Raw genomic sequence first — 26,067 nt, forward strand, 5'->3', positions numbered from 1 at the left:
CTATTTTAACATTTCCGACACTTCTTTTTCTCTGTTGCCGTCAGCGGCTAATTTTAGAATAAGTTGTTTAAGCTCTTCAGCTTTTTCAGCTTCTTCAGTTGTCCGATAATGTTTATATAAAAGGGTAAATGGAGCAATATAATTCTGATTACATAAAGTTACGATGTTCTGTGATTTATCTGTTTCAAAGGATGCTTTTATGTAATCTAGCAGAAACTTCTTTTCGTAATTCTTTCTTATGAAAGAAATGTTATCCATCTTTTCTTCAGAGTATTTCATTCCAAGTCCAGTTATATAGAGCTTATCTTTTATCCCAGTGTAGGATTCTGAATTCCCCATTGTTAATGCCAGATATACTGGCTTGCCTCCCGAGTTCTCAACTATGGTTTCAATCAAACGTTTTTCCCAGGCCTTTTTGCTCTCAGCTGTAAATGGTTCAATTACTTGTAGCGCATTTGATTTTGCTGTGTTTTGCACTATGCCTGCTTTATTGAAAAGTTTTACTCTGTATTCATTTAAACCAACGAGACTTGTATTAATTATAGTCACATCCGTTCTGAATCCAAGTGCATCCTGTATCATCCAGGCAGGGTAAGTATCATTATCTCCAACGGTTAACAATATCGCGTCTTTTTCAAGAGAAGCAAGAACATTGTAGTTGTAATTCAGGAGGCCTTGTGATATATCACTTTTCTCGAACATTTTGATATGAAATTCTTTTCGCTTCTCATAATTCAGATCAACTTCGTATCGGACAGAAAGCTCATGGTAAGTAGCAGGGTTTTCTGGTTGCAGTTGATATGCTTTTTGTATATACTTCATTGATGCAGGATCCCAGCAACCCAACAGCCATCCTTTGGTCAGGTTGAATGTAAATGTTTCAGGAATGGCTTTCTCCATCCTATCTACTACCTCAGCTACCTTTTTATTTGTGGCTTCACTGTATTTATTAACTACCCACAAGGAACGATAGGCTGTGTATAGATTGAGCCAGGAGTCTTCATTCTTAGGATCTTTTTTTACTTCTGATTCCCAAAGTTCAGCTTGTGTATTATACCATTTTTCATCATGGATCTCCTGCGTGTACCTTGGAACTTTTTCAGGCTTGGATTGAGAAAATCCTTTAGAATTTGCTAATAGCGTAAGTAAAAGAAAGATCAGTTTTAAGTTTTTCATAATATAAAAAGTAAGTGTTTTGAAGAATGATACACGAGGAAGAGGTGGACGTTCAGGTTGGATGGTGAAATTTCTGAAAATAATTTTAAGCATAATAAGTTGGCCCGAGACTTTCAGTTATTTCATTATCTGTTTTAAAATATTAAATAAATTCTTCAACCTTGGAATGGGGGCTTAGATCCTTCCTTGAAATTTTTCGTTATTTTAGCAAAGCTTTCTAAATTTAAGATCTATGGCGACAAAATCTAAAAAAGGCAATTCAGGTAAAAAAAATGAAGATTTCAATGCCCGTTCCTATACAAAATTTTTGAAGGAGGTAGGAAAGCAAAGTGCACAGCGCTCTATTAGAGAGACAAAGGCATTGGGATTATCAATCACATATGTGGAAGGTGGCGAAATAATTAGGGAAGATGCTAATGGCAGGAAAGAGGTCATTGGGAAGATTTAATTGAATGGCTTCTAAAGAAAAGCGGTTAAGGATTTTTGCTGGACCAAATGGATCCGGAAAATCATCTTTATTTCATGATTTTTCCAATAAGGCAGATTTTAAAGTTGGATATTTTTTAAATGCTGATAATGTTGAAAAGGAGCTTCGTGAAAAAGGATTTATCAATTTATCAGAATTAAACCTGGAAGTTGATAAAAAGTCGTTCCAGGATTTTAATAAAAGTTCTTCACTCAAGAGGAAAGCAAAAAAAGAAGGGTATAAGATAGATATAAAGTTTAAAGATAATATTCTTGTTAACCTTCCCAAAGAAACTAATTCGTATGAAGCGGCATTTGTTACAGCTTTTATCAGACAGGAATTTATAAAAACAGGCATTTCTTATTCATTCGAAACAGTAATGTCCCATCCTTCAAAATTGGATGAAATGGTTTCTGCAAAAAATGCAGGTTATAAGACTTATCTGTATTATATCTGCACTGAATCTCCCATCATAAATAAAGATAGAATTGATAACCGTGTTGAAATGGGAGGACATAATGTTGATGAAGATAAAATCAGATCTCGATATTTCGCTTCTCTTAATTTGTTATATAATGCTATAAAATTGGTAAGAAGGGCATATATATTTGATAACTCAGGAAGGGAGTATAAATTAATTGCTGAGTTCTTTGAGGGTGAAGTTAAATATCATAATAAAACGTTTCCAAAATGGTTTCTCCGGGACGTTATTGAAAAAATGGATGTCTAATCTAAAAATAAATAGAAGAGGATTTTGAGAGTTTCCATTCATAAAATCAAAAAAGCCTTGCAATTTAAAATTGCAAGGCTTTCAAATTTAAGGGTGGCCAATGGGACTCGAACCCACGACCCTCAGAACCACAATCTGATGTTCTAACCAGCTGAACTATGGCCACCGTTTTACTTTAGGTGTGCAAAGATATAAGAACGAAATTTAATTTACAACAAAATATTTCATAAAATTATATTCTATTGAAAGATAGTCGTTTGCCAAAATTGCTTTCGTCAAATTTACCCTCTTCATACACAAGATTTCCACTTACAAGGGTATGAGTGACCTTAGAATGGAAGTTTACTCCTTCAAAAGGAGACCAACCGCATTGGTATAAAATGTTGTTTTTAGCTACTTCATAAGATGAGTCCAGGTCCACCAAAACAAGATCCGCCCAATAACCTTCCCTGATATATCCTCTTTTTTCTATTTGGAAACAAATTGAGGGATTGTGGGACATCTTTTCAACTATTTTTTCAAGACTGATTTTACCTTGTTTGTAAAACTCCAGCATGGCATTAAGACTATGCTGAACCAAAGGTCCTCCCGAAGGCGCTTTCCAATAGTTCTGACTTTTCTCTTCGGTTGTATGAGGAGCATGGTCTGTAGCAATTATGTCAAGATGGTCATCAAGCATGGCTTTGAAAAGAGCTTCCTTATGTCTTCTTTCCTTTACAGCGGGGTTCCATTTTATCTTGGTTCCAAGTCTGTCATAATCTCTGCTGTCAAACCACAAATGATGCACACAGACCTCAGCAGTAATTCTTTTTTCACTTAATGGTTTTGTATTGTCAAAAAGGCTGATCTCTTCTTCTGTAGAGATATGAAGTATGTGCAATCTTGAATTAAACTTTTTAGCCAAAGCCACAGCCATAGAAGAGGACTTATAACAAGCCTCCTCATTCCTTATAACAGGATGGATAGAAGCAGATGGATTTTCTCCATATTTTTCTTTTGCCAATGCAGTGTTTTTCAGAATAGTTTGTTCATCTTCACAATGCGTTGCGATGAGCATGCCTGCATTTTTAAAAATTTCTTCCAGCGTCTTTTCATTGTCAACCAGCATGTTGCCTGTAGAAGATCCCATGAAAACTTTTAATCCACATACATTTTTAGGATCCGTTTTCAAGGCTTCTTGTAGGTTGTCATTTGAAACACCCATGAAAAAAGAATAATTGGCTAAAGAAGTTTGTGCAGCTCTTGCATATTTTTCTGCCAATAATTCCTGAGTTAATGTATTCGGAACAGTATTAGGCATTTCCATGAAAGAGGTAATCCCACCTGCAACAGCTGCTTTAGCTTCAGAATAAATAGTTGCTTTATGAGTTAAACCCGGTTCTCTGAAATGCACTTGATCATCTATAACGCCTGGAATCAGATACTTCCCCTTCGCATCGATTATTTTATCCGCCGGTTTGGAAGATAGGTTTTGCCCAATTTCTGCTATAAATCCGTTTTCTATAAAAACATCACCTGAAGAGATACGCCCTTCATTTACTATATTTGCATTGAGGATAAGTATTTTTTTCATTCTTGAAAATATTTGTCACAAGATACAACCTGCTTCATCTTGGGGCAACAATAATATTGCTATAATAGATCATGTCCAATTTATTTGAAAATTTAAAGCTTAATAAGCAACTACTCAACGCCATTGAAGATGCCGGTTATGAGAAACCAACTGAAATCCAGGAAAAGGCTATTCCACAGATTATGGCAGGGCATGATATTCTTGGTATTGCCCAGACCGGCACTGGAAAAACAGCCGCATATTTATTGCCATTGCTGATGAAAATAAAATATGCGCAGGGAATGAATCCTAAAGCATTGATCCTTGCGCCGACCAGAGAGCTTGGAATTCAGATCAATGAGGAAATCAAAAAGCTGGCAACGTATACTGACATCAGAACTGTGGCGGTTTTCGGAGGTATTGGTCCTAAGCAACAAATTGAAGAACTCAGAAAAGGAGTGGATATCATCGTAGGTACACCAGGACGGTTTATGGACTTGTACAGGGCAAAAGAGCTGATTGTAAAAGAAATCAAGACGCTCATACTGGACGAAGCCGATAAGATGATGGATATGGGATTTATGCCCCAGATCAGGCAGATTCTTGAAGTGGTACCGACCAAGCGTCAGAATTTATTGTTCTCTGCAACAATGCCGGCAAGGGTTGAAACATTAACAGCAGAGTTTCTGGAGTATCCTATGAAAATAGAAGTCGCCCCACAGGCTACTACAGTAGAGGCTATCGAACAGGAACTATATAAAGTCCCTAATTTTAAAACCAAAATAAACCTTCTTGGGCATTTACTCAGGAATCAGGAGTTGAACAGGGTCATTATTTTTGTCAAGACAAGGGAAACGGCAGAGAATGTTTTCAAATTTATAGAAAGAAAGATTTATACTGAAGTTAAGGTTATCCACGCAAATAAAGGACAGAACACGCGAATTAATTCAATAGAAGCATTTAAGGAAGGCAATGTAAGGATACTTGTGGGAACTGATGTGGCGGCAAGGGGGATAGATGTTTCTAAAGTAAGCCATGTAATCAATTTTGACGTTCCTCTGATCTATGAAGACTATGTACATAGGGTAGGAAGAACAGGAAGGGCGAGTGAAAGTGGTGTTGCCATTACTTTTGCATTGCCTAATGAAGCTTATCATATCGAGCAAATTGAGAAACTGATACGTAAAAATATTTCTGTCAAAGAAATTCCGGATAAAGTTCTTATAGAAGAAACTCCATTTGAAGAAAAGCAGACTATGGATCGGGAATTGGATGATCTTAAAAAGAGACTCAATCCAGAATTTAAAGGTGCATTTCATGAGAAAAAACATCCCAGAAAAGAATTTCCCGGAAGAAAGGATTCCGGTAAAAAAAGCCCTGCGCAGAAAGGGAAAAAAGATGTTAAAAGTAAATCTGCTGGCCCAAGAGATAAAGCAGGACCTAAAGGTAAGTCTGCTTCAAAAGGGAAGTTTAAAAAATGATTTTTTTAAACTTGACTAATAAAATTTTACAATAATCGAGATTATGTTTTTATTAATCTAAAAAGATAGCGTTGTAAAAGATATTTGTATATATTAGTATTATAGTTTTCTGGTTGAATAATTATTAACAACTTTCCATAGCTGGTTGAAAGATCTTGGGGTTGAGTCGGGGAGCCCTCCTCGCTTGCCCCAAGTTTCCTTTATAAGGAATCCTAAAAGCCACTTCTTTAATTTCCCTCCGATTTTATTACTGATATTGGTTTTAAGCATTGCCAACCTGAATATATTAGCTATGAAATGTTTCTTTTTCGATTCGGTAGCAAAGACATCTTTCCTTTTCATTATTAACAAGGTTTGAAGGTCTATTTTAACGGGACAGGCAAGTGTGCAATTTCCACAAAGTGTGCATGAATAAACAGGATGTTGTACATTTACTTTGTCAGGCGTTATAATAGAATTTACTGGGAACTGTATTACTCGACCATCCTGATTTATCGGGCAGACTGAAACACATTGCATACAATCTATGCAAGAGGCTAACTGCCTTTTTAGCGGATCTGGCAAAAGATCTGTTTTACCTCCATCTACCAGAATGACTATTAGTCGTTGGGCTGGAGATAATGGACCCGACAAAATTTGGAAGGGTTGAGGTTTTTCAGCTGAATGGAAAAAATCAAGGAAAAGAGGAAGGTCTTTGCCTGACGGGATTACCTTGTTGATGTCAGCTATAAGTATGGTAACCTGACCGGCTGCAAAGAAATTTAAAGCATCACCCGTAGTAATTGCATTTCCGGATTCAGAAATTAGAAAGCTAGCTTCTGAGATACTCAATACCCGTTTTTCTTCTGTTATAGGATTTTTTTTGCCAATTATTTCCAGCCCAAGATTTTCAAGCTTGCCGGAAAGGCTTTGAGGAAGCTTGGTAGCAGCTTTTCCAGAGATATTAAACTTCTTAAGAGAAAATTTTTCTGCAAGTCTTATGATTTCATTCTGGACATCATCATATGTAGCGGCCCAGATCACATGGCCGCCTTTTTTTGAGAAATTCGTTTCAAAATCTTTGAGGTGCTTTTCCAGATTTGAGACAGTAATCTCTCTGATATAAGACGCTCTTTTCCTGGCCAGCGAAGGATTGCTGAAGTTTGTTAAATACGAAGCTCGCGTCATTGTTTATTTCTTTCCTCCGTCAACTTTGATTGTTTCCTCTCTGTTCGCAAGTTCCCATGCAGTTGCAAAGATCAACCTTGTGATTTTGGCAGCTTTTTCAAAAAGAATTTTATCTACTGTATCTGTAGGCTGGTGGTAGTCTTTGTGCACTCCGCTAAAATAGAATATCACCGGAATGTTGTTTTTTGCAAAATTATAGTGGTCAGATCTGTAGTAAAATCTATTTGGATCATCAAATCTGTTAAACTTATAATCCAGGTCTAGTTGAACGCCATTTTTATTGGCATTTTCATTGATTGTATGAAGATCGGTTGAAAGGCGGTCACTACCAATAATATAGACATAGTTTTCATTGTTGGCATGATCTTCATCTAACCTTCCGATCATATCAACATTAAGATCTGCAACAGTTTTATTAAGAGGGAAAACGGGATGATCTGTATAGAACTCAGACCCCATAAGACCTTTTTCCTCTGCTGTTACAGGCATTATCAGAATACTTCTTCTCGGGCCTTGTCCGTTTTTCTTTGCAAGTGCAAATGCCTCTGCCATCTCAAGGAGAGCAGCTGTACCACTGCCATCATCATCTGCTCCATAGTAAGTCTTGCCACCTTCAATTCCAAGATGGTCATAGTGAGCAGTAAGAATTATTACCTCATCTTTTTTGTCGGTGCCTTCTATTAAGCCAAGGACATTTTCTGTCTCCACTGCGGACTCAATGACATCGGCCTTGTATGAAAATTTTGCAGACTTGAATGAAGGTTTATAATCATTACCTGCTTTTGCTATTTCTTCCTTCTGTGCCAGAAGTTCTTCTTCAGTAGTTTTAAGCATTTCAGCAGCAAGTTTGGTGCTGATAAACAGGGCGCTTCCGCCTCTTAACTTATCTGAGAAACTAAGATATGGCTGAGCGATGTGGCTTTTCAGCTGATTCAGTCTTGCTTCATAATCATTGAAGTTATTTCCCACAATAATGAATACTTCCTGAGCTCCAAGTTTTCTGGCTTCTGAAGCTTTTTTTCTCCAGTCATTCCCCCAGTCAGAAGCTTGTGAAGTGCCTGTCACTAAGGATTTCCCATCTCTCACAGGTTCTCCCATAAATATTATTACTGCCTTTCCTTTTAAATCTTTATTCCTGTAATCCGAGTATTCAGAAGTGTTGATTCCATAGCCACCAAAGATTACGGGAACTTTTATCTCTTTAGGAACTTTTATATCTCCATAGGCATAGAAGTCTTTCAGGAAGACTTTCTTTTCCTTTCCGACTTTCAGATATACATCCCCCCAGGACCTCTTTACCAGGATAAATTTCTGAAAATAAGATTTTTGTCCATTGTCGGTGGTTACAGGGGCTTGTAATCCAAGCTGTTGAAAATGGTTTTTAATATATTCAGCAGCCTTCTTTTGACCAGACATTCCGGTTTCTCTTCCTTCGAGGCTGTCTGACGCCAGAATATGCAGATGTCTGGAAAGGTCATTGGCTGTTATGGTTTTTTCATATGTGGCAACCTGGCCAATGGCCTGGTGCATGAAGGAAAAAAGACTGAAAATAATGAGTAATCTGTTCATTCGGTAAATTTAATTATAGGCATGGCGTAAAAAAAGAAACTAGTGAATATAATTGACAGAACAGCAAAAAGGTTCTTTCAAATTAGTGTAAATATTTAATTGTTGATAATCAGTAAGAAATTAGGAAAGCGACTCTGTAATAGTTATCCACACCCTTTTCTTTTACTTATTATCTCACTTTAAATTTGAGTACTTTTGTAACATAGAAAAGCATAATTGGAATCCTTTTTATGAAAATTAACCTTAACCAAAAATCAGGCTTTAACGAAAGACATATAGGACCTTCTAAAAATGATCAGAAGGAGATGCTGGATCTGATAGGCGTTAAAAGTCTGGATCAATTGATCAACGAAACCATCCCTGAGTCTATTCGTCTGAAAAAAGAGCTTAGCCTTCCTGAGCCGCTAACCGAATTTGAGTTCCTTAAGCATTTCGGTGCATTGGCAAATGAAAATAAAATTTTCAAATCATATATTGGTTTAGGTTATTATGCATGTATTACACCTCCGGTCATTCTGAGAAATATTCTGGAAAATCCGGGCTGGTATACAGCTTATACTCCATATCAGGCGGAGATTGCACAAGGTAGACTTGAAGCATTGATCAATTATCAGACAATGGTTACTGATCTGACTGGAATGGAGCTCGCCAATGCATCTCTTCTTGATGAAGGCACGGCAGCTGCAGAAGCAATGAACCTGATGCATGCAGGCCGCGCAGGTTCAAAGAAGAATGCAAATACTTTTTTCGTTTCGGAAAATTGTTTTCCTCAAACTATAGATGTACTTAAAACAAGAGCAACTCCTCTTGGAATAACTCTTAAGATCGGTGATATCAATACAGCGGAAGCCTTAGGTGCTGATATCTTCGGTATTTTACTTCAATATCCTGACGCTAACGGAGAGGTTCTTAATTATAAAAATCTTACCGATACTGCACACAAGCAGGATATTATGGTAGGTGTTGCTGCAGATCTTTTAAGTCTTACGCTTTTAACACCTCCAGGTGAGTTTGGTGCTGATGTTGTTGTAGGCTCTACTCAACGATTCGGCGTACCAATGGGATATGGTGGTCCTCATGCTGCATATTTTGCTACTAAAGATGAATTCAAAAGAAGTATTCCAGGAAGGGTAATAGGAGCGTCGGTAGATGCTCAAGGAAAGCATGCCTATCGTATGGCATTGCAAACAAGAGAGCAACATATCAGAAGAGAGAAAGCAACTTCAAACATCTGTACAGCTCAGGTACTCTTGGCTGTAATAGCAGGAAGCTATGCTGTATATCATGGACCTCAGGGCCTAAAAAACATAGCATTAAAAGTTGCAGGATTGACTAAGGTTCTGAATAATAGCATTGCAGAGCTTGGGTTTAATCAATCTAATAAGCAGTTCTTCGATACTCTGAAGATTGAAACAGGCAATCAAACGGAGGCTGTAAAGAAGGCGGCAGAATTAAAAGAAATTAACTTCCGTTATTCCGGAACCAGCACATTTATTACGTTTGACGAAACGGTTGATATTGCGGCGCTTAAAGATATTATCACTGTATTTGCAGAAGTAAAAGGGAAGAAGGTTGAAGATGTTCTTTCAAAACTTTCAGTAGACGTTGATATTACCTTCCCGGGATTAGAAAGAACTTCAGCTTACCTTCAACATCCTGTTTTCAACTCTTACTATTCAGAGCATGAAATGCTGAGATATCTTAAGAGATTGGAAAACAAAGACCTTTCTTTAGCTCATTCCATGATTTCATTGGGATCATGCACAATGAAGCTGAATGCTACTACTGAAATGATCCCAGTAACCTGGGAAAAGATAGGACAGATACATCCTTTTGTTCCGGCAGCTCAGGCTGAGGGATATAAGAAGATATTTACAAACCTTGAGAACTGGCTTTCTGAAATAACTGGGTTTGCTGGTGTTTCCCTGCAGCCAAACTCCGGTGCTCAGGGTGAATATGCGGGTTTGATGGTTGTCAGAGCTTACTATGAAAATAAAGGGGAGACACATAGAAATGTTGCTCTGATCCCGAGCTCAGCTCATGGTACTAACCCAGCTACTGCAGTAATGGCAGGTATGAAGGTAGTTACTGTGAAATGTGATGAGAAAGGAAATATTGATATCTCTGATTTAAGAAGTAAGTCCGAGCAATACAAAAATAATCTTTGTGTGCTGATGGTGACTTATCCTTCTACTCACGGTGTTTTTGAAGAGGGTATCAAAGAGATTTGCCAGATTATTCATGATGCAGGCGGACAAGTATATATGGATGGTGCAAACATGAATGCACAGGTTGGTCTTACCAGTCCTGCAAATATCGGAGCAGATGTATGCCATTTGAATCTTCATAAAACATTCTGCATACCGCACGGTGGTGGTGGTCCAGGCGTTGGCCCGATTGGTGTAGCTGCCCATCTTAAACCGTTCCTTCCAGGAAATCCCGTAGTAAAAACCGGAGGCGAAAAAGCAATACATGCAGTATCAGCAGCTCCTTGGGGTAGTGCTAGCATATTGCCAATTTCATATGCCTACATTGCAATGATGGGAGCAGAAGGTTTGAAAAGCTCTACTCAACATGCAATACTTAATGCGAATTATATAAAGGCAAGACTAGAGAAGTTCTTTCCGATATTATATACAAACACTAAAGGTCGCTGCGCTCACGAATTTATTCTTGATTGCAGAGAATTCAAGCACACAGTGGGAGTTGAGGTAGAAGACATTGCCAAAAGGCTAATGGACTATGGTTTCCATGCTCCGACAGTTTCATTCCCTGTGCCAGGAACATTGATGATTGAGCCTACAGAAAGCGAGTCTAAAGAAGAGCTTGATAGGTTCTGTGAGGCTATGATTCAGATCAGAGAAGAGATCAGAGAAATTGAAAACGGAAAAGCTGATAAAGCAAATAACGTTCTTAAACATGCTCCTCATACTGCAGAGGTAATTATGGCTGATAATTGGACAAGGCCATATTCAAGAGAGAAAGCCGCATTCCCCATAGAGTGGATCAGACTTAGAAAGTTCTGGCCTTCTGTAAGCAGAGTAGATAATGCTTATGGTGACAGAAATCTTGTTTGCACCTGCCTTCCGGTTGAAGATTATGCTTCACACGAAGAAGTGGTTCAATAAATTATTTAGCTCTTTTTTTAGAGAAGGATAAATAAATAAAGGGAAGTTTTCCATTGGATAACCTCCCTTTATTGGTTATTTGCTGAAGCTATTTACATTTTGAATTATAGAACTTGACTATCAAATCCATATCACTTTCACTAAATTCTTTATTTTCTATTTTCTCTACCAATTTTGTACAATCGCTAAAATATTCAGGCATATCTTTTTTAAATCTTTTGATTTTTTTTAATTCAGTATTCTCTTTCTGAAGAATAAATCCCTCTGAACTATATGCAGATCCGCTACTTACAGTACCCGTTCCTGAATTATATCCCCCGCCAATATGCTGCGTATGGTAGTACTTAAACAACTTTAATCTTCCATCGATTTCAAGTTTAAGAAATATATGAGAACCTCTTGAGAATGGATTTCCTAATAAAAGGGAATTTTCTCTGGATAACATTCTGATATTTTCAAACTCATATTTGAACCTTATTTCTTTTGCATCCTCAGGGTGTAGGACTTTTTTATTTCCGGTAGAATCAATGTATTTAATTCTCTGTTGGAGGCTTTCATAATTAATCTCTAGAGAAAAATAATCGACTGGAATATCAAAAGTTACATCAATGGTATCGTTCTCCAATATGATTTTTCCTTTAACCTTTTCGGCTAGTAGTTTTGATGATAATATCAATGCGAAAAAAACTACTAAGAATATCTTTTTTGTCATGATGTTTAAGGCTTTGAGCCTTATTTTAATTGAATGTAATGAAACTATGTAGCGACTAAGCTAATTTACTTTGGATTTAATTATTGGAAACGTTATTGTTTAAGCCTTTCTTACATGAAAAAAAAATAGAAAAAGCTTCGAGGGCAAAAGGATATTTCTTCAAAAGTAAAGTTGATTTTATAGTTAGTTTATCTGTAATGCATCACTTTTGGGCTTTGTATAAATACTCCATAATTGTTGTTGTCCAGTTTTTATCATTTTCATGAATGATGATCGTTCTAAACTGAAATCTTTCCCCTTCAATTTTCAAGCCTGGTGAATCATCTATATGAATGTCTATATTAAATGCAGGTGGGAACTTTGAGGCCATTGTTCGTTGCTCTCTCAGTTTACTGTTATGCCTTTGTTGGTTTATTATTTTATCTACTGGAATTCCGTACGAGATAAACATAAGTTTTATTCCTGTAATTGATCGCAGTGATGTTGTATAAATATATATTGAATGTCCTCTTTTACGTAATTCCTTGAATAGAATAAGCGTTCCTAATCTTATTTTTTCCTGACCTGTCAGCTGCTGAAATATATTTTGCTTTTCCGTTTCAAATTGTTTGGCTCCGGGAATCAGTGTGTCATCCAGATCAAATGATATTATCATATAGTTGCAGGTTCAATTATAAACATCAGTCTATAGTTGAATATGCACTGGATTTTGTGAAAATGCAAAGTGTTAAAAAATGGTATGAAGTTCAAATATCAAGGCATATTTGATAGATATCTTAAGATGAGTGTTACAGCATCTAAATTTTTTTTGTTGTACTTTTTAATGAATTTTATTTTTTGTACAAAACCTGGAATAGGACTCTGCCGCCCTTTATTTTTCGAGTTATTTAAGCTGTTGAAAAAATAAAATAAAATATTTCTATAATTATAATTTTAACAATTCGGGCGGTTGTTGAGTTTTTTAATTATAATTTTTTATAAAAATATTTATATTTTTGGTTTGATGATGCATACGAAATAAGTATTGTTCAGGTTTCGGATTTTGCATTTAAGTAATAGTTTCTTTACCGCATGAAAAACACATAAACTATGAAAAGAAAAATTTTACTCTTTTTATCGCTGGCCATTCTGGGGAATGTCTGGAATGTTAATGGGCAGAATATGCCTTTCCCCCAAAATAAAATTTACCCCAATGGTATAATGCCTACAAACAGAAATGCCTCCGACGCTTCATCTAACTATAGCGTCTGGAAGTCCAACTGGACCGCAGCCTGTGGAGATGGCAAATACAGAGTGAAATTTGATACTCCAAACCAAACAGTTTCTGAAGGTATTGGCTATGGGATGTTGATGGCAGCTTATGCCGGCGATAAAACTTATTTCGATGGTTTCTGGAATTATTATAAATCATTTAGAAATTCCAATGGTGTCATGCATTGGAAAATAAACGAATGTTCTTCAATAATAGGATCCAATGGAGCTTCCGATGCAGAATTTGATGCTGCAATGGCACTCATTGTTGCTCATAGTCAATGGGGAAGCTCTGGTAGTATTAACTATCAGAATGATGCTAAAACTCTTATCTCAGCTATTAAAACTCATGAACTTGAGATTGGTACTAAAGTAGTAAAGCCAGGAGATCAGTTTGGTGGAAGTAACCTGACTAATCCTTCTTATTTTACACCAGGGTATTTCAGAGTATTTGGAAAGTTTACCAATGACGAATCATTCTGGAACTCAGCTGCTGATAAATGTTATGAGGTCATCAATGCAAATCTTTCAAAAAATAATGCTGCCGGTGGTTTTGTTTCTGACTGGTGTAAAGCTGACGGAACATATTCCTCTAATGCAAGCGGATATTATTCAGGAGGAACCAAGTTCCACTATGATGCAGTAAGGACTCCCTGGAGGATCGCTGTAGACTATTTGTGGTTTGGTACACCAGAAGCAAAGGCCTATGTTAAAAAGACTTCTGATTTTATAAGAAATAATGGTGGTACCAAAAATATAAAAGACGGCTACAACCAGAATGGTTCTGCTTATGGAACTGCCCACAATTGTACCTTCGTTGGGACTTTTGCATGTGCAGCGATGGGTGGTGAAAATCAATCTCACCTGGATGATTCTTATTCTGACTTGAAAGGAATTAACGAAGCAAGCTGGTACTTCAATCAGACTTTAAAAACACTCTATCTTTATTTGCTGTCAGGAAATTTCTATAATCCTCTTAGTACTGAAAGTGTAAATGTTTCTCCAACAGTTTCATTAACAGCTCCGACAGGTAATGCTGTATTTACGGTAGGAGAAACGATCACTATTAACGCTAATGCCACCGATTCTGATGGCTCAGTTTCCAAAGTTGAGTTTTATCAGGGAACCACCAAACTGGGAGAAGATGCAACAAGTCCATATTCATTCAGCTGGACAAATGCTGCAGCTGGTTCTTACGTAATCACAGCAAAAGCGATAGATGATAAAGGCGCTTCAACGACTTCTTCTTCAGTGACGATTACAGTTAATGTAAAAGAAAATGTTGCTCCAACAGTTTCATTGACAGCTCCGACTGCTAATGCAGTATTTATGGTAGGAGAAACGATCACTATTAACGCTAATGCCACCGATTCTGATGGCTCAGTTTCCAAAGTTGAGTTTTATCAGGGTGCCACTAAACTGGGAGAGGATGCAACAAGTCCATATTCATTCAGCTGGACAAATGCTGTAGCTGGTTCTTACATAATCACAGCAAAAGCCACAGATGATAAAGGAGCTTCAACGTCTTCTTCTTCAGTGACAATTACAGTTAATGTAAAAGAAAATGTTGCTCCAACAGTTTCATTGACAGCTCCGACTTCTAATGCAGTATTTATAGTAGGAGAAACGATCACTATTAATGCAAATGCCACGGATTCTGATGGCTCAGTTTCCAAAGTTGAGTTTTATCAGGGAGCCACCAAACTGGGAGAGGATGCAACAAGTCCATATTCATTCAGTTGGACAAATGCTGCTGCTGGTTCTTATGTAATCACGGCAAAATCAACAGATGATAAAGGAGCTTCAACGACTTCTTCTTCAGTGACGATTACAGTTAATGTAAAAGAAAATGTGGCTCCAGCAGTTTCATTGACTGCTCCAACCGCCAATGAAGTATTTACTGTTGGGGATGTTATTACTATTAGCGCAAATGCATCAGACGCAGATGGTTCTGTAGCTAAAGTTGAGTTTTATCTTGGAGACCTTAAAATAGGGGAGGATGTTTCAAGTCCTTTCAGCATAAGTTGGACCGATGTGGCTATAGGTGGTTATACCATTACAGCAAAAGCATTTGACGATAAAGGTGCTTCCACAATTTCTGCTGCAATAAATTTTACAGTTAATGCTAAAGATAATGCATTACCAGCTGTTTCAATTGTTACACCTGTTTCGAATGCTGTATTTGGAGAAGGAGAAGTGATTAATATCTCAGTAAATGCATCGGATGCAGATGGCTTTATTTCAAAGGTTGAATTTTATCAAGGAACAACGAAGATAGGTGAAGATGCTTCAAGCCCATATTCATTTAGCTGGACTGGTATTGCTGCAGGCAACTATTCAATTACAGCAAAAGCAACAGATGACAAAGGAGCTTCAACTACATCTTCTATTGTCTCAATATTTGTTCAGGAAAAAGAAAATCTATCTCCTGCAGTCTCAATTATTTCTCCTGTTGCCAATGCTTCATTTGATGCAGGAGCTACAATTACTATTTCGGCAAATGCTTCTGACACTGATGGAAGTATTTCTAAAGTTGAGTTTTATCAAGGAACAACTAAGATAGGCGAAGATGCTTCAAGCCCATATACATTTAGCTGGGCAGAAGTAGCTGCAGGCAACTATTCAATTACAGCAAAAGCAACAGATGACAAAGGTGCTTCGACTACATCTTCTATTGTCTCAATATTTGTCCAGGAAAAAGAAAATCTATCTCCTGCGGTCTCAATTATTTCTCCTGTTGCCAATGCTTCATTTGATTCTGGAGCTACAATTACCATTTCCGCGAATGCTTCTGATGCAGATGGAAGTATTTCTAAAGTTGAATTTTATCAGGGAGCAACAAAGTTAGGTGAAGACGCAACAAGCCCATATTCTTTCATCTGGACTAATGTGGTTTCGGGGAATTATTCTATAACAGCAAAAGCGATTGACAATAAATATGCGGAGACTACTTCTTCTGCTATTAGTATTGTTGTTAAGGCTCTGGATGGAAAGGCTCCTGTAGTTGTTATAACTTCGCCAGCTAACAATGCGTCATTTGTGAAAGGTAAAACAATCACTATCAATGCAGATGCTTCTGATGCAGATGGAACAATTGCCAAAGTTGAATACTATGAAGGCAATGTTAAAATCGGAGAGGAATTACTTGAGCCTTATTCACTATTGTGGAATAGTGCTCCTGTAGGAACACATACCATAACAGTAAAAGCAATAGATAATTCAGGACTGTCTTCTGTTGCAGGGCCTCTTACAATCATTGTTTCAGAAAACACAGCTCAAAAGGAGCCTTATAAAGGTTCACCGGCGATAATCCCCGGAAAAATTGAGGCTGAGAATTTTGATCTCGGAGGATTGGACGTTGCTTACTATGATGATACAAAAGACAATAAAGGTGGCCAGTATAGAACAGATGAATATGTTGATATAGAAAATTGTTCGGAAGGTGGTTATGATATTGGTTATATGGATATCGGTGAATGGCTGGATTATACTGTAGAAGTAAAGGAAAGCGGAACATATGAACTGGGCGTGAGAGTGGGTTCTCCGAATTCAGGAAAAGTACTGCATGTTGAGATGAATGGTATAGATATTTCTGGTCCTGTAACAGTAACAAATACAGGAGACTGGCAGAAGTATGCGACAGTGAAGGTCTCCAATATTCAACTTACCGCTGGTGTTCAAACTATGAAGATCGTAATGGATTCTGCAGAATTTAACCTTAACTATGTTGAATTTAAAAAGACATCTTCTCCGACAGTATCTTCTCCATACAAAGGAGTTCCAGCTTTAATCCCTGGAAAAATCGAAGCAGAGAATTTTGATCTTGGTGGATTGAATGTTGCTTACTATGATGATACAAAAGACAATAAAGGTGGCCAGTACAGAGCAGATGAATATGTCGATATAGAAAATTGCTCTGAAGGCGGATATAATATTGGTTATATGGATATCGGTGAATGGCTAAACTACTCAGTAGAAGTAAAAGAAACAGGAACTTATGAACTGGGAGTGAGAGTAGCTTCTCCGAATTCAGGAAAAGTTTTGCATGTAGAGATGAATGGAGTAGATATTTCTGGTTCAGTTACAGTGCCAAATACAGGAGACTGGCAGAAGTATACAACAGTGAAGATTTCAAATGTTCAACTTACTGCAGGCGTACAATCTATGAAGATAGTAATGGATGAAGCAGAGTTCAACCTAAACTATGTTGAGTTTAAAAAGACAACTTCCCCGACAGTATCTTCTCCATATAAAGGCACTCCAGCTTTAATCCCTGGAAAAATCGAAGCAGAGAATTTTGATCTTGGTGGATTGAACCTTGCTTATTATGATGATACAAAGGATAATAAAGGAGGCCAGTACAGAACAGATGAGTATGTCGATATAGAAAGTTGTTCTGAAGGTGGCTATGATGTCGGATACATGGATATTGGCGAATGGCTGAACTATTCAGTAGAAGTAAAGGAAACCGGGACATATGAACTGGGAGTGAGAGTTGGTTCTCCTAATACAGGAAAAGTACTGCATATTGAGATGAATGGTGTAGATATTTCAGGTCCTGTAACAGTGCCAAATACAGGTGATTGGCAAAAGTATACAACAGTGAAGATGTCTAATATTCAGCTCGCTGCGGGTCTGCAAACTATGAAAATAGTGATGGATTCAGCAGAGTTTAACCTTAATTATGTAGAGTTCAAAAAGACATCAACTTCGACAGTATCTTCTCCATATAAAGGTGTTCCAGCTATAATCCCTGGAAAAATCGAAGCAGAAAATTTCGATCTTGGAGGATTAGATATTGCTTACTATGATGATACCAAGGATAATAAAGGAGGCCAGTACAGAACAGATGAATATGTCGATATAGAAAATTGCTCTGAAGGCGGTTATAATATTGGTTATATGGATATCGGCGAATGGCTAAACTACTCAGTAGAAATAAAGGAAACAGGAACTTATGAACTGGGAGTGAGAGTAGCTTCTCCGAATTCAGGAAAAGTATTGCATGTTGAGATGAATGGTGTAGATATCTCTGGGCCTGTAGCAGTGCCAAATACAGGAGACTGGCAGAAGTATACAACAGTGAAGATTTCAAAAGTTCAACTTACAGCTGGTCTTCAAACTATGAAGATAGTATTGGATTCAGCGGAGTTTAACCTTAACTATGTGGAGTTCACTCCTGCATCAACTCCAAGTGCACCAGTCGGAGATTGCCAGTTTACTGCAGTTCCTGACGCTTCAAAATTTGTGGTAAGAAATCAATTTACGGATCAATACCTCGGAGCTGTTGTAAGTAATGAAAATGACGCTCTGAAAATAACTCAGAGACAATGGGGGCAATCATACCTATATGTTATTGAAAGTGGATCAAAGCATTCTGTTGAAGCAGGAAAGTCATACACTGTATCATTTGATTTTAAAGATGATGCTGCGGTTGGTATTGCTTCTATAGAAACAGGATTTGCAAAGTCTATCGAATGGTATGGTGCAGAAAATATACAGCCACTAGCAAAGATTGAAGGTGATTTTTCTTCAACTGACTTTTCAAATAAGTCAATTAGCTTTAATGCACTTTCAACAGGAAGTTATTATCTGGTACTTAAGTTAAATTGGAATGGACAACCAAATAATCAAGTTGTTAATTATGTCAAAAATATCTCTATATGCGAAGAAATAGCTATGCCTTCTGCAGCCAGAGCAGCACTTGGCATGACCATTGCAGGCCCTAATCCATTTAATGATGAAACATTGATTTCAATTCCTTTCGCTGGTAATGGTGTATCTGAAGCAACAGTTAGTATTAATGATGTATATGGGAAGCCGGTAACAATTTATGAAACTAAGTTTGAAGGCCAATTATTGCCAATAGGCAAAGGGCTAGCAATAGGAACTTATATTGTTACAGTGACTTATGAAGAGAACAGTTATACTACAAGAATTATAAAGAATTAGTGTTTTAAGTAGGTTACAGTAAGGTTAATTTTTTTAGTGAAACACGGAGAGCTGCTCGAAAGGGCAGCTCTTTTTTTAAAGCGTAAAGCTCAAAGTAAATGGTATTTCCTATAAAGACGATGTACATAAGCTTTCCGCTTTTCGCCTTGTGCTTTATGCTTAAAAAGAACCTAATTAAATCAAGCCCGGTTATTTGAAGAGGATATAAAGAATTGAAAATATGATTGATCAGATATTAAAACTGGCCAAAGACAATCTGGGACCGGTACTTCAGCAAAAGGAACAGTTGAATTCGCAGCAGGTAGATAAGACTATGGAAGTTGCAGGTGAGTCTTTTAAAGGTGGTTTGCAAAGTATGGCAACATCAGGAAATGGAAATCAACTATTGAACTTGTTTAACGGAAAAAGTGATCCGGAAGGAAAACAGGAATTCTCAAATTCAATCATGAAGAAATTCGTTCCTTCAATAGCTTCCAAGTTAGGTGTTGATGAATCCAAAGCTCAGTCTATAGCCAATTCTGTAGTACCGTTTTTGCTGGAAAAATTTTCTTCTGAAGGTGGACAAGCAAAAGATAGTGGAGATTTACTAAATAAGCTAGGTATAGGAGGAGTGAGCTCGATTACAGAAAAAATTGGAGGGTTCTTCAAATAAGAAAAGATATTCCGGATGTCTAATAAAAATGAATGTTGAATTTCAGGTAATAGATATTCAACATTCATTTTTTATACAATAATCAGATATGTTTTTCAGCATGGTAAGAAGACCTTACCAATGGTCCGGATTCAACATAGTTAAATCCTTTTTGAAGGCCTACTTCTTTATATTTTTTGAATTGATCCGGATGTATAAAGTTAACTACACCCAGGTGCATCTTGGTAGGCTGAAGATATTGTCCAAGTGTTAATACGTCAAGTCCATGAGCAAGAAGATCATCCATCGCTTCATAAACTTCTTCTTCTGTTTCACCTAATCCTAGCATTATACCGGACTTAGTTCTTTTTCCAAAATTCTTTATTCTTTGTATCTGTTCAAGGCTTCTTTCATATTTGGCTTGTGGTCTCACAAGTCTGTACAGCCTCTTTACTGTTTCCATGTTATGAGATACAACTTCCTGACCTGCGCTGATCATTCTTTCAAGCGCTTCCCAGTTGCCTTTTACATCTGGAATAAGTGTTTCAATGGTTGTCTGAGGAGAAACTTCTTTGATTGCTTTTACTGTCTGGTACCATACCTCAGCACCGCGATCTTTTAGCTCATCTCTGTTTACCGATGTGATCACGCAATGCTTTACAGTCATCAATTTTACTGCTTCAGCAACCCTTCTTGGTTCATCGATATCATATTCGGTGGGTCTTCCCGTTGCTACGGCACAAAAAGAACAACTTCTGGTACATACATTACCAAGGATCATAAACGTGGCCGTTCCTGCTCCCCAGCATTCACCCATATTTGGGCAATTTCCGCTCTGACAGATTGTATGAAGTTTATGATCATCAACAAGCTGCCTTACTTTTGCATACTCTTTTCCAACAGGAAGCTTTACCCTCAACCAATCGGGTTTGCTTTTTCTCGTTGGTTCTGAGTTATTTACAACTTCTTCGGCCATTCTATTACTATTTGAAATTTACGAAAAATAAGAAAGATTTTTGCCAAATCCTAAGCACAGACCTGCTTCTCCCTAACAATGCAGAGAATCAATTAATTTGGTAAAAAGTAATTATTTTCTTCTTCCGTAAAATATTGTCACGTATAAAGACGTGAATACAGATTTATTTTGATAGGAATGATTGATGTCGTCAAGTATGATCATTTTCTGGGGATAAGCCTCTATCAACGTTCCTATTTCTATGCCTGATACATTGCTGATAAAACTTCCGAATTCAAAGCTGATACCTGCTTTTACATTCAATCCGGGAATTATTTTCATTTGATCAAAACCTGAGAAAATCCCCCCGGTACCCAGAATTTTATTAGTATTGGTATGCTTTTCAGGGTCATATGGCTCTATTGCAGTGTAGGAATCATAATCATATTCAATTGTATAAGGCTTTAGGATTCCAAGTGTGAGACCTCCTGAGAACACTGCATCGACTTGCACACCTTCTTCAGGAGCTTTATGGAATAAAATTATAGTTCGGCCATATTGTAATCTCACAGGAAAAAGATAGTTTTTCTTTTGCTGCACGTAAGGACTACCATTTGAGCTTGCATATTTGGCCTCTTTGGGATGTTTTACATTTACAATTTCAAGTCCGAATGTTTCGTATATGTTGTTCTTTTTTAACCTTGAAAATCTTCCATTTAATCCACCTATAAATCCGGCATTGGTATTAAAATTCAAGCCAATAAGAAATTCCCTTTTATAGGGTGGTTCCAGCACCTGAGCCTTAGTTTCTGATATACAAATAGAAACAAGCATTAGGATATAAAAAACTACCTTTATAAATTTCATTTTAATTAATTTTCTATTTTTAAACTTAACTTAAAAATCAAGTTTTGGTCTGATGTTTTCAATAAAAAATAAATATCTGGGAGATTTGAGAACCGAAGCGGTTCATCTGAAGTCTGGTAATACGATTATTACTGATGCTCCTCTTGACAATAACGGAAAAGGGGAAGCTTTTTCACCCACAGATTTGGTTTCTGCTGCGCTTTGCAGTTGCATGATGACAATCATGGGAATTACTGCAAGAAAGGAAAACCTTCTTATTGATGGAGTGCAAGCGGAGGTAACCAAGGTTATGACTGCCAATCCTAGAAAGATTTCCGAAATTCATGTAAACTTTACTTTCCCTGCTGGATTAAGCCTGAGCGATGAATTCAAAGGAAAACTTGAATACGCCGCTCATACCTGTCCGGTTGCATTAAGCTTAGATCCTGCAATTAAGCAGATAGTTACTTTCAATTACTAAGCGGAAAGCTGTTTTTTAATTTCCTCGTAATTTATTCCCATATGTGAGGCATGGTACACGCAGTTGCCATTTTTAATAATCAGCAATTGTGGTGATTCATGCCTTACTTTGAACACATCCTCAATTTTATTAGAAATATTTCTGAAAGATATCAGGTCAAGATAAAATGGTTTAATTCCTTTTACTTCCTCTGATTTCCAGGATCTTTCCAGTCGGTTCAAAGCCGTTGAGCTTATTGAACATCTGGTACTATGCTTGAAAATAACCACAGGCTCTCCTGAGGATAAATCCTTAATATGGTTTAGTTGCTGCTCTTCTTTTAATTCCTGCCATTCCATAATTAATACCAAATTTCGCCTTCTTTTTTATCGTGTCTAGGTTTTCTATCCTTCTTCTTCATGTAATTCGCATCCTCGACACCGCTGTTTCTTCCATATTTTTTCAACATGCGTTTTCTATATCTTTCTTTGGCCTGGTATGAATTTTTAACCTTGCCACCTCTATACACAGAGCTTGGATGCATTCCTTTTCTCTTTCCTCTTACAACAATGTCTCCCTGGTAGTTAGCAATATCCTTTTGCTTCTTCCTTATTTTTCTCGCCTTCTGGTTTAAAGATCTAACTAAGATATCGCCTTTATAGTTTGACATCTGTCTGCTCTTCTCTACACGCATGGCTGTGCGTTTTTCAAGAAAATTGTTTGCAAGGTCTCCTTTATAATTAGCAATCTGTTTACCTTGTTTTCTGTCAATTTCTCTCACTTCCACTAAAGCATCAGAGTTCCTTGGGCCTTGCATTCTGGATTCTCCAGGAACTATATCGCCTTGGTATTTGGACATTTGCTTGCTAAGCTTGCGCTCCTTTTTATGATTAACTACTACATAGTTATCATGAATAGGAGGTTTCATCCTGGATTGAGGTTGTGCTAAATCTCCTTGGTATTTAGCCATTTGCTTATTCAGCTTTCGGTCTTTTTTGTCATTAACCAGTACCGTTGTACCTGCAGTATTTCTGGGAGCTTGTTGTCTGGATTCCATTGGCCTTACATCTCCGCCGGACCCTTTATTGATATTTTGTGAAGTTCTTTTCCCTCCATCCCTTGCCTTTACAGTTCCATCACCGTTCCTGGGTGCCTGCTGTCTGGATTCTGAGGGTTTTACATCTCCTCCCGAACCTTTATTGATATTTTGAGAAGTTCTCTTTCCTCCGTCTCTTGCTTTTACGGTACCATCTCCACTTTTAGGTGCCTTCTGTCTGGATTCTGAAGGTTTGGTGTCTCCTCCGGAACTTTTGTTAATATTCTGTGAAGTTTTTTTGCCTCCGTCTCTTGCCTTTACTGTTCCGTTACCATTTCTCGGACCTTGTTCCCTGGATTCGGTTGACTTTGATTTCGTAGATTTTTTCAGTGATTGTTTATCACCCTTTCCTGTTCTTTGTTTTACTTTAACAGTTGGTCCTCCATCTGAGCTCTGAGAACGAGCTATTTGGGGCGTGCTGTATGCCAATAACAAAGAAAACAGGCATGCCAGAAGGTACCTGTTAGAATATTTTTGGATTTTATTTGAGCGGAGTAAGTTCAAGGCAGGAAGATTTAAATATGCGTTTTCCTCGGAGCGTTAAGTCTCTTATGTTTTTTCTTATTTACAAGACCAGTGGTTTTGTCGATTCTGCCCCTTTTCTTTTTGGCAAGCTTAGGATCTTTCACTTCTCCGCTTTCATCAAACATGCTGAAGTCAGCCTCGTTGTTTTTGCCCAAACCAGGGCATGGATAGTCTTTTTTTCTACATCCTGTTCCAAGGATTAATCCGACAAAAAGAACTATTAACGAGAAATAATGTAATTTTTTCACCATTTAATTATAGGATAAAATAAAGAAATCTAAAGTAAGAATCAAATCTTTCAAAAGCAACCCTTTAGCGCTTTTAGTAAAGAAGTAGCTCTTCTATCTTCTCTTTCATACGTTTTTTAGGCAGAAAGTTTTCTTCCAAAGCCGGAGAAAATGGAACAGGTGTATCCAGACTACCGACCCTTACCACCGGAGCATCCAGGTATTGGAAACATTTTTCCCCAATATAAGCTGCAATTTCTGAAGCTATACTTCCTGTAAGCGTATCTTCTGTAATAATAATTGCCCTTCCGGTTTTCTTAACGCTGTTTTCTACCATTTCCTTGTCCCAGGGCAATAAAGTTCTTAAATCAATAAGGTCTGCAGTGTAATTTCCAAGATTTGCAACAATTTCTTTAGCCCAGATTACCGGAAGGCCATACGTAATTATAGATATATCATTACCCTCAGTTACCATTCGGGCTTTACCAATAGGCTCTGTATAATAGCTTTCCGGAATCTCTTCTGAAACAGAACGATAAAGGAATTTGTGCTCAAAGAAAAGAACGGGATTCGGATCTTCAATTGATGCGTTAAGAAGACCTTTTGCATCATAAGGTGAAGAAGGAAAAACTACTTTGAGTCCGGGTGTATGAACAAACCAGGCTTCATTGGACTGTGAATGAAATGGTCCCGCCGCCGTACCTGCTCCAGTTGGCATTCTCACCACCACATCAGCATTTTGTCCCCAGCGGTAATGAATTTTTGCAAAATTATTAACTATCTGATTAAAACCACTTGTCACAAAGTCGGCAAATTGCATTTCTATAATTGCTTTGTAATTATTAATTGATAATCCCAATCCTGCACCAAGAATTGCTGATTCGCAAAGGGGGGTATTGATGATTCTTTTTTTGCCGAATTTTCCAACAAGCCCTTCGGTAACTTTAAATACTCCTCCATATTCTGCTACATCTTGTCCCATGAGCACCAGTTTTGGGTACTTTTCCATGCTTTCCCTGATGCTGTCGGAAATTGCATCTACATATCGTCTTTTAACCTTTTTTTCATTTGATGGCTTAATCACAACCTGGTTAAAGGGAGCATAAACGTCACCTAATTCCACAGAAGTGTCTGCACTTACAGAAGGGGCTTTGGCTACCTGAGACCAGGCGTCGTCAATCTCTTTTTTAATTTCTTTTCTTATTTCCTGTAAATCAGAATAGGTGAGAACATTCTGTTCTAGCAGGTATTTTTCATAATTCTCCACAGGGTCCTTTTGTGACCATTTTTCAAAAAGTTCTTGAGGTACATACTTCGTTCCGGAAGCTTCCTCATGTCCTCGCATTCTAAAAGTAAGAGCTTCGATAAGGATCGGACGAGGTTTATTGCGGATGCTTGACGTTGCCTTTTTTACAGCATCATAAACTTCAAGAATGTTATTACCATCAATTTGCAAAGCATCGATGCCGTAAGCAGGACCTTTATCAGTAAAGCTTTTGAATCGGAATTGCTCGTTATTTGGAGTAGATAAACCATAGCCATTGTTTTCTATCATGAAAATAACAGGCAGATTCCAAACTGCAGCCACATTTAGAGCTTCATGAAAGTCTCCCTCGCTGGTTCCTCCGTCTCCGCTAAATACAAGGGTAGCTTTATTTTTATTTTCAAGCAAATCTGCCAATGCAATACCATCTGCCACAGCGAGCTGAGGGCCAAGGTGGGAAATCATCCCAACAATGTGATGCTCTTTTGTGCCAAAGTGAAATGAGCGGTCCCTGCCTTTTGTAAAACCTGAAAGCTTTCCCTGGAATTGAGAAAATAGTCTGAACAAGGGTACTTCCCTTGAGGTGAAAATTCCAAGGTTTCGGTGTAGGGGAAGAATATATTCATCCTTTTCCATGGCCATTGCAGAGCCAACAGCTATCGCTTCCTGTCCAATTCCGGAAAACCATTTGCTTATTTCGTTCTGTCTAAGCAGAATAAGCATTTTTTCTTCTATAAGTCTAGGTTTCAAAAGCCCTGAATAAAGGCTTTTCAGTATATCGTCGGAATATAATTTCCTGTTGAAATTCATATTTTTAAAAAGTAGATTAGCAAAAATAAAGTATTCGTAATTTTCCTGTTATTAAATGGGAAGGTTTTT

General features: G+C 37.5%; 19 protein-coding genes and 1 tRNA gene. 7 read left to right on the forward strand and 13 right to left on the reverse strand.

Translation table 11 applies throughout. The features are described from left to right. On the reverse strand, positions 1 to 1,176 hold the full coding sequence (locus K350_RS0120225; protein WP_156027114.1) for a hypothetical protein: 1,176 nt from the start codon (positions 1,174 to 1,176) through the stop codon (positions 1 to 3). A 232-nt stretch (positions 1,177 to 1,408) separates the two neighbouring features. Between K350_RS0120225 and K350_RS0120230 the strand changes: the two genes are divergently transcribed. After that, on the forward strand, positions 1,409 to 1,624 hold the full coding sequence (locus K350_RS0120230) for a hypothetical protein (RefSeq protein WP_028981448.1): 216 nt from the start codon (positions 1,409 to 1,411) through the stop codon (positions 1,622 to 1,624). A 4-nt stretch (positions 1,625 to 1,628) separates the two neighbouring features. Next, on the forward strand, positions 1,629 to 2,372 hold the full coding sequence (locus K350_RS0120235; protein ID WP_028981449.1) for an ATPase: 744 nt from the start codon (positions 1,629 to 1,631) through the stop codon (positions 2,370 to 2,372). Positions 2,373 to 2,464: 92 nt separating this feature from the next. Here K350_RS0120235 and K350_RS0120240 read toward each other — a convergent pair. Continuing rightward, positions 2,465 to 2,538: transfer RNA gene (locus tag K350_RS0120240), tRNA-His, on the reverse strand. A 66-nt stretch (positions 2,539 to 2,604) separates the two neighbouring features. Beyond that, positions 2,605 to 3,945, reverse strand: coding sequence for a dihydroorotase (locus tag K350_RS0120245; RefSeq protein ID WP_028981450.1), 1,341 nt, complete (start codon positions 3,943 to 3,945; stop codon positions 2,605 to 2,607). Between the two features lie 71 nt (positions 3,946 to 4,016). Between K350_RS0120245 and K350_RS0120250 the strand changes: the two genes are divergently transcribed. Next, the gene (locus K350_RS0120250) at positions 4,017 to 5,405 is read left to right on the forward strand and encodes a DEAD/DEAH box helicase (RefSeq protein ID WP_028981451.1); all 1,389 of its coding nucleotides are present in this window, start codon (positions 4,017 to 4,019) and stop codon (positions 5,403 to 5,405) included. 99 nt (positions 5,406 to 5,504) lie between these two features. On the opposite strand, the gene K350_RS0120255 is transcribed toward K350_RS0120250, so the two are convergent. Next, positions 5,505 to 6,572 carry a 4Fe-4S dicluster domain-containing protein gene (locus tag K350_RS0120255; protein WP_028981452.1) on the reverse strand — a complete coding sequence of 356 codons (1,068 nt, stop codon included), beginning with the start codon at positions 6,570 to 6,572 and terminating at the stop codon, positions 5,505 to 5,507. 3 nt (positions 6,573 to 6,575) lie between these two features. After that, positions 6,576 to 8,141 carry a M28 family peptidase gene (locus K350_RS0120260; RefSeq protein ID WP_028981453.1) on the reverse strand — a complete coding sequence of 522 codons (1,566 nt, stop codon included), beginning with the start codon at positions 8,139 to 8,141 and terminating at the stop codon, positions 6,576 to 6,578. 230 nt (positions 8,142 to 8,371) lie between these two features. On the opposite strand from K350_RS0120260, the gene gcvP reads away from it, so the two are divergent. Further along, positions 8,372 to 11,269 carry an aminomethyl-transferring glycine dehydrogenase gene (gene gcvP, locus K350_RS0120265; protein WP_028981454.1) on the forward strand — a complete coding sequence of 966 codons (2,898 nt, stop codon included), beginning with the start codon at positions 8,372 to 8,374 and terminating at the stop codon, positions 11,267 to 11,269. A gap of 88 nt (positions 11,270 to 11,357) precedes the next feature. Here the strand turns inward: gcvP and K350_RS0120270 are convergent, their stop codons facing one another. Continuing rightward, a complete protein-coding gene (locus K350_RS0120270) occupies positions 11,358 to 11,981 on the reverse strand; it encodes a hypothetical protein (protein ID WP_028981455.1) in 624 nt (207 codons plus the stop codon). A gap of 202 nt (positions 11,982 to 12,183) precedes the next feature. Beyond that, a complete protein-coding gene (locus K350_RS0120275) occupies positions 12,184 to 12,636 on the reverse strand; it encodes a hypothetical protein (protein WP_028981456.1) in 453 nt (150 codons plus the stop codon). A gap of 434 nt (positions 12,637 to 13,070) precedes the next feature. Here K350_RS0120275 and K350_RS29690 point away from each other — a divergent pair, with 434 nt between their 5' ends. Then, on the forward strand, positions 13,071 to 19,184 hold the full coding sequence (locus K350_RS29690) for a glycosyl hydrolase family 8 (protein WP_037576483.1): 6,114 nt from the start codon (positions 13,071 to 13,073) through the stop codon (positions 19,182 to 19,184). 220 nt (positions 19,185 to 19,404) lie between these two features. After that, the gene (locus tag K350_RS29695) at positions 19,405 to 19,836 is read left to right on the forward strand and encodes a hypothetical protein (protein WP_051313407.1); all 432 of its coding nucleotides are present in this window, start codon (positions 19,405 to 19,407) and stop codon (positions 19,834 to 19,836) included. A gap of 82 nt (positions 19,837 to 19,918) precedes the next feature. Here K350_RS29695 and lipA read toward each other — a convergent pair whose 3' ends face one another. Then, positions 19,919 to 20,791, reverse strand: coding sequence for a lipoyl synthase (gene lipA / locus K350_RS0120290; RefSeq protein WP_028981457.1), 873 nt, complete (start codon positions 20,789 to 20,791; stop codon positions 19,919 to 19,921). A gap of 111 nt (positions 20,792 to 20,902) precedes the next feature. Next, positions 20,903 to 21,637 carry a hypothetical protein gene (locus tag K350_RS0120295; RefSeq protein ID WP_028981458.1) on the reverse strand — a complete coding sequence of 245 codons (735 nt, stop codon included), beginning with the start codon at positions 21,635 to 21,637 and terminating at the stop codon, positions 20,903 to 20,905. Between the two features lie 52 nt (positions 21,638 to 21,689). On the opposite strand from K350_RS0120295, the gene K350_RS0120300 reads away from it, so the two are divergent. Then, positions 21,690 to 22,097: an OsmC family protein gene (locus tag K350_RS0120300; protein WP_028981459.1), complete on the forward strand. Its 408-nt coding sequence runs from the start codon at positions 21,690 to 21,692 to the stop codon at positions 22,095 to 22,097. On the opposite strand, the gene ytxJ is transcribed toward K350_RS0120300, so the two are convergent. The 4 genes from ytxJ to K350_RS0120320 form a co-directional block, all read right to left on the reverse strand. Beyond that, entirely contained in the window at positions 22,094 to 22,435 is a 342-nt protein-coding gene (ytxJ, locus tag K350_RS0120305) for a bacillithiol system redox-active protein YtxJ (RefSeq protein ID WP_028981460.1), read from the reverse strand. The two genes, K350_RS0120300 and ytxJ, sit on opposite strands and share 4 nt — an antisense overlap. A gap of 2 nt (positions 22,436 to 22,437) precedes the next feature. Next, entirely contained in the window at positions 22,438 to 23,676 is a 1,239-nt protein-coding gene (locus K350_RS31530) for a hypothetical protein (RefSeq protein ID WP_051313409.1), read from the reverse strand. Between the two features lie 11 nt (positions 23,677 to 23,687). Then, positions 23,688 to 23,948: a hypothetical protein gene (locus K350_RS0120315; RefSeq protein ID WP_037576486.1), complete on the reverse strand. Its 261-nt coding sequence runs from the start codon at positions 23,946 to 23,948 to the stop codon at positions 23,688 to 23,690. Positions 23,949 to 24,018: 70 nt separating this feature from the next. Further along, the gene (locus tag K350_RS0120320; protein WP_028981462.1) at positions 24,019 to 25,998 is read right to left on the reverse strand and encodes an alpha-ketoacid dehydrogenase subunit alpha/beta; all 1,980 of its coding nucleotides are present in this window, start codon (positions 25,996 to 25,998) and stop codon (positions 24,019 to 24,021) included. Positions 25,999 to 26,067 lie beyond the last annotated feature (69 nt).

The organism is Sporocytophaga myxococcoides DSM 11118 (genome assembly GCF_000426725.1).
In the GTDB taxonomy this organism is placed as follows: Bacteria; Bacteroidota; Bacteroidia; order Cytophagales; family Cytophagaceae; genus Sporocytophaga; species Sporocytophaga myxococcoides.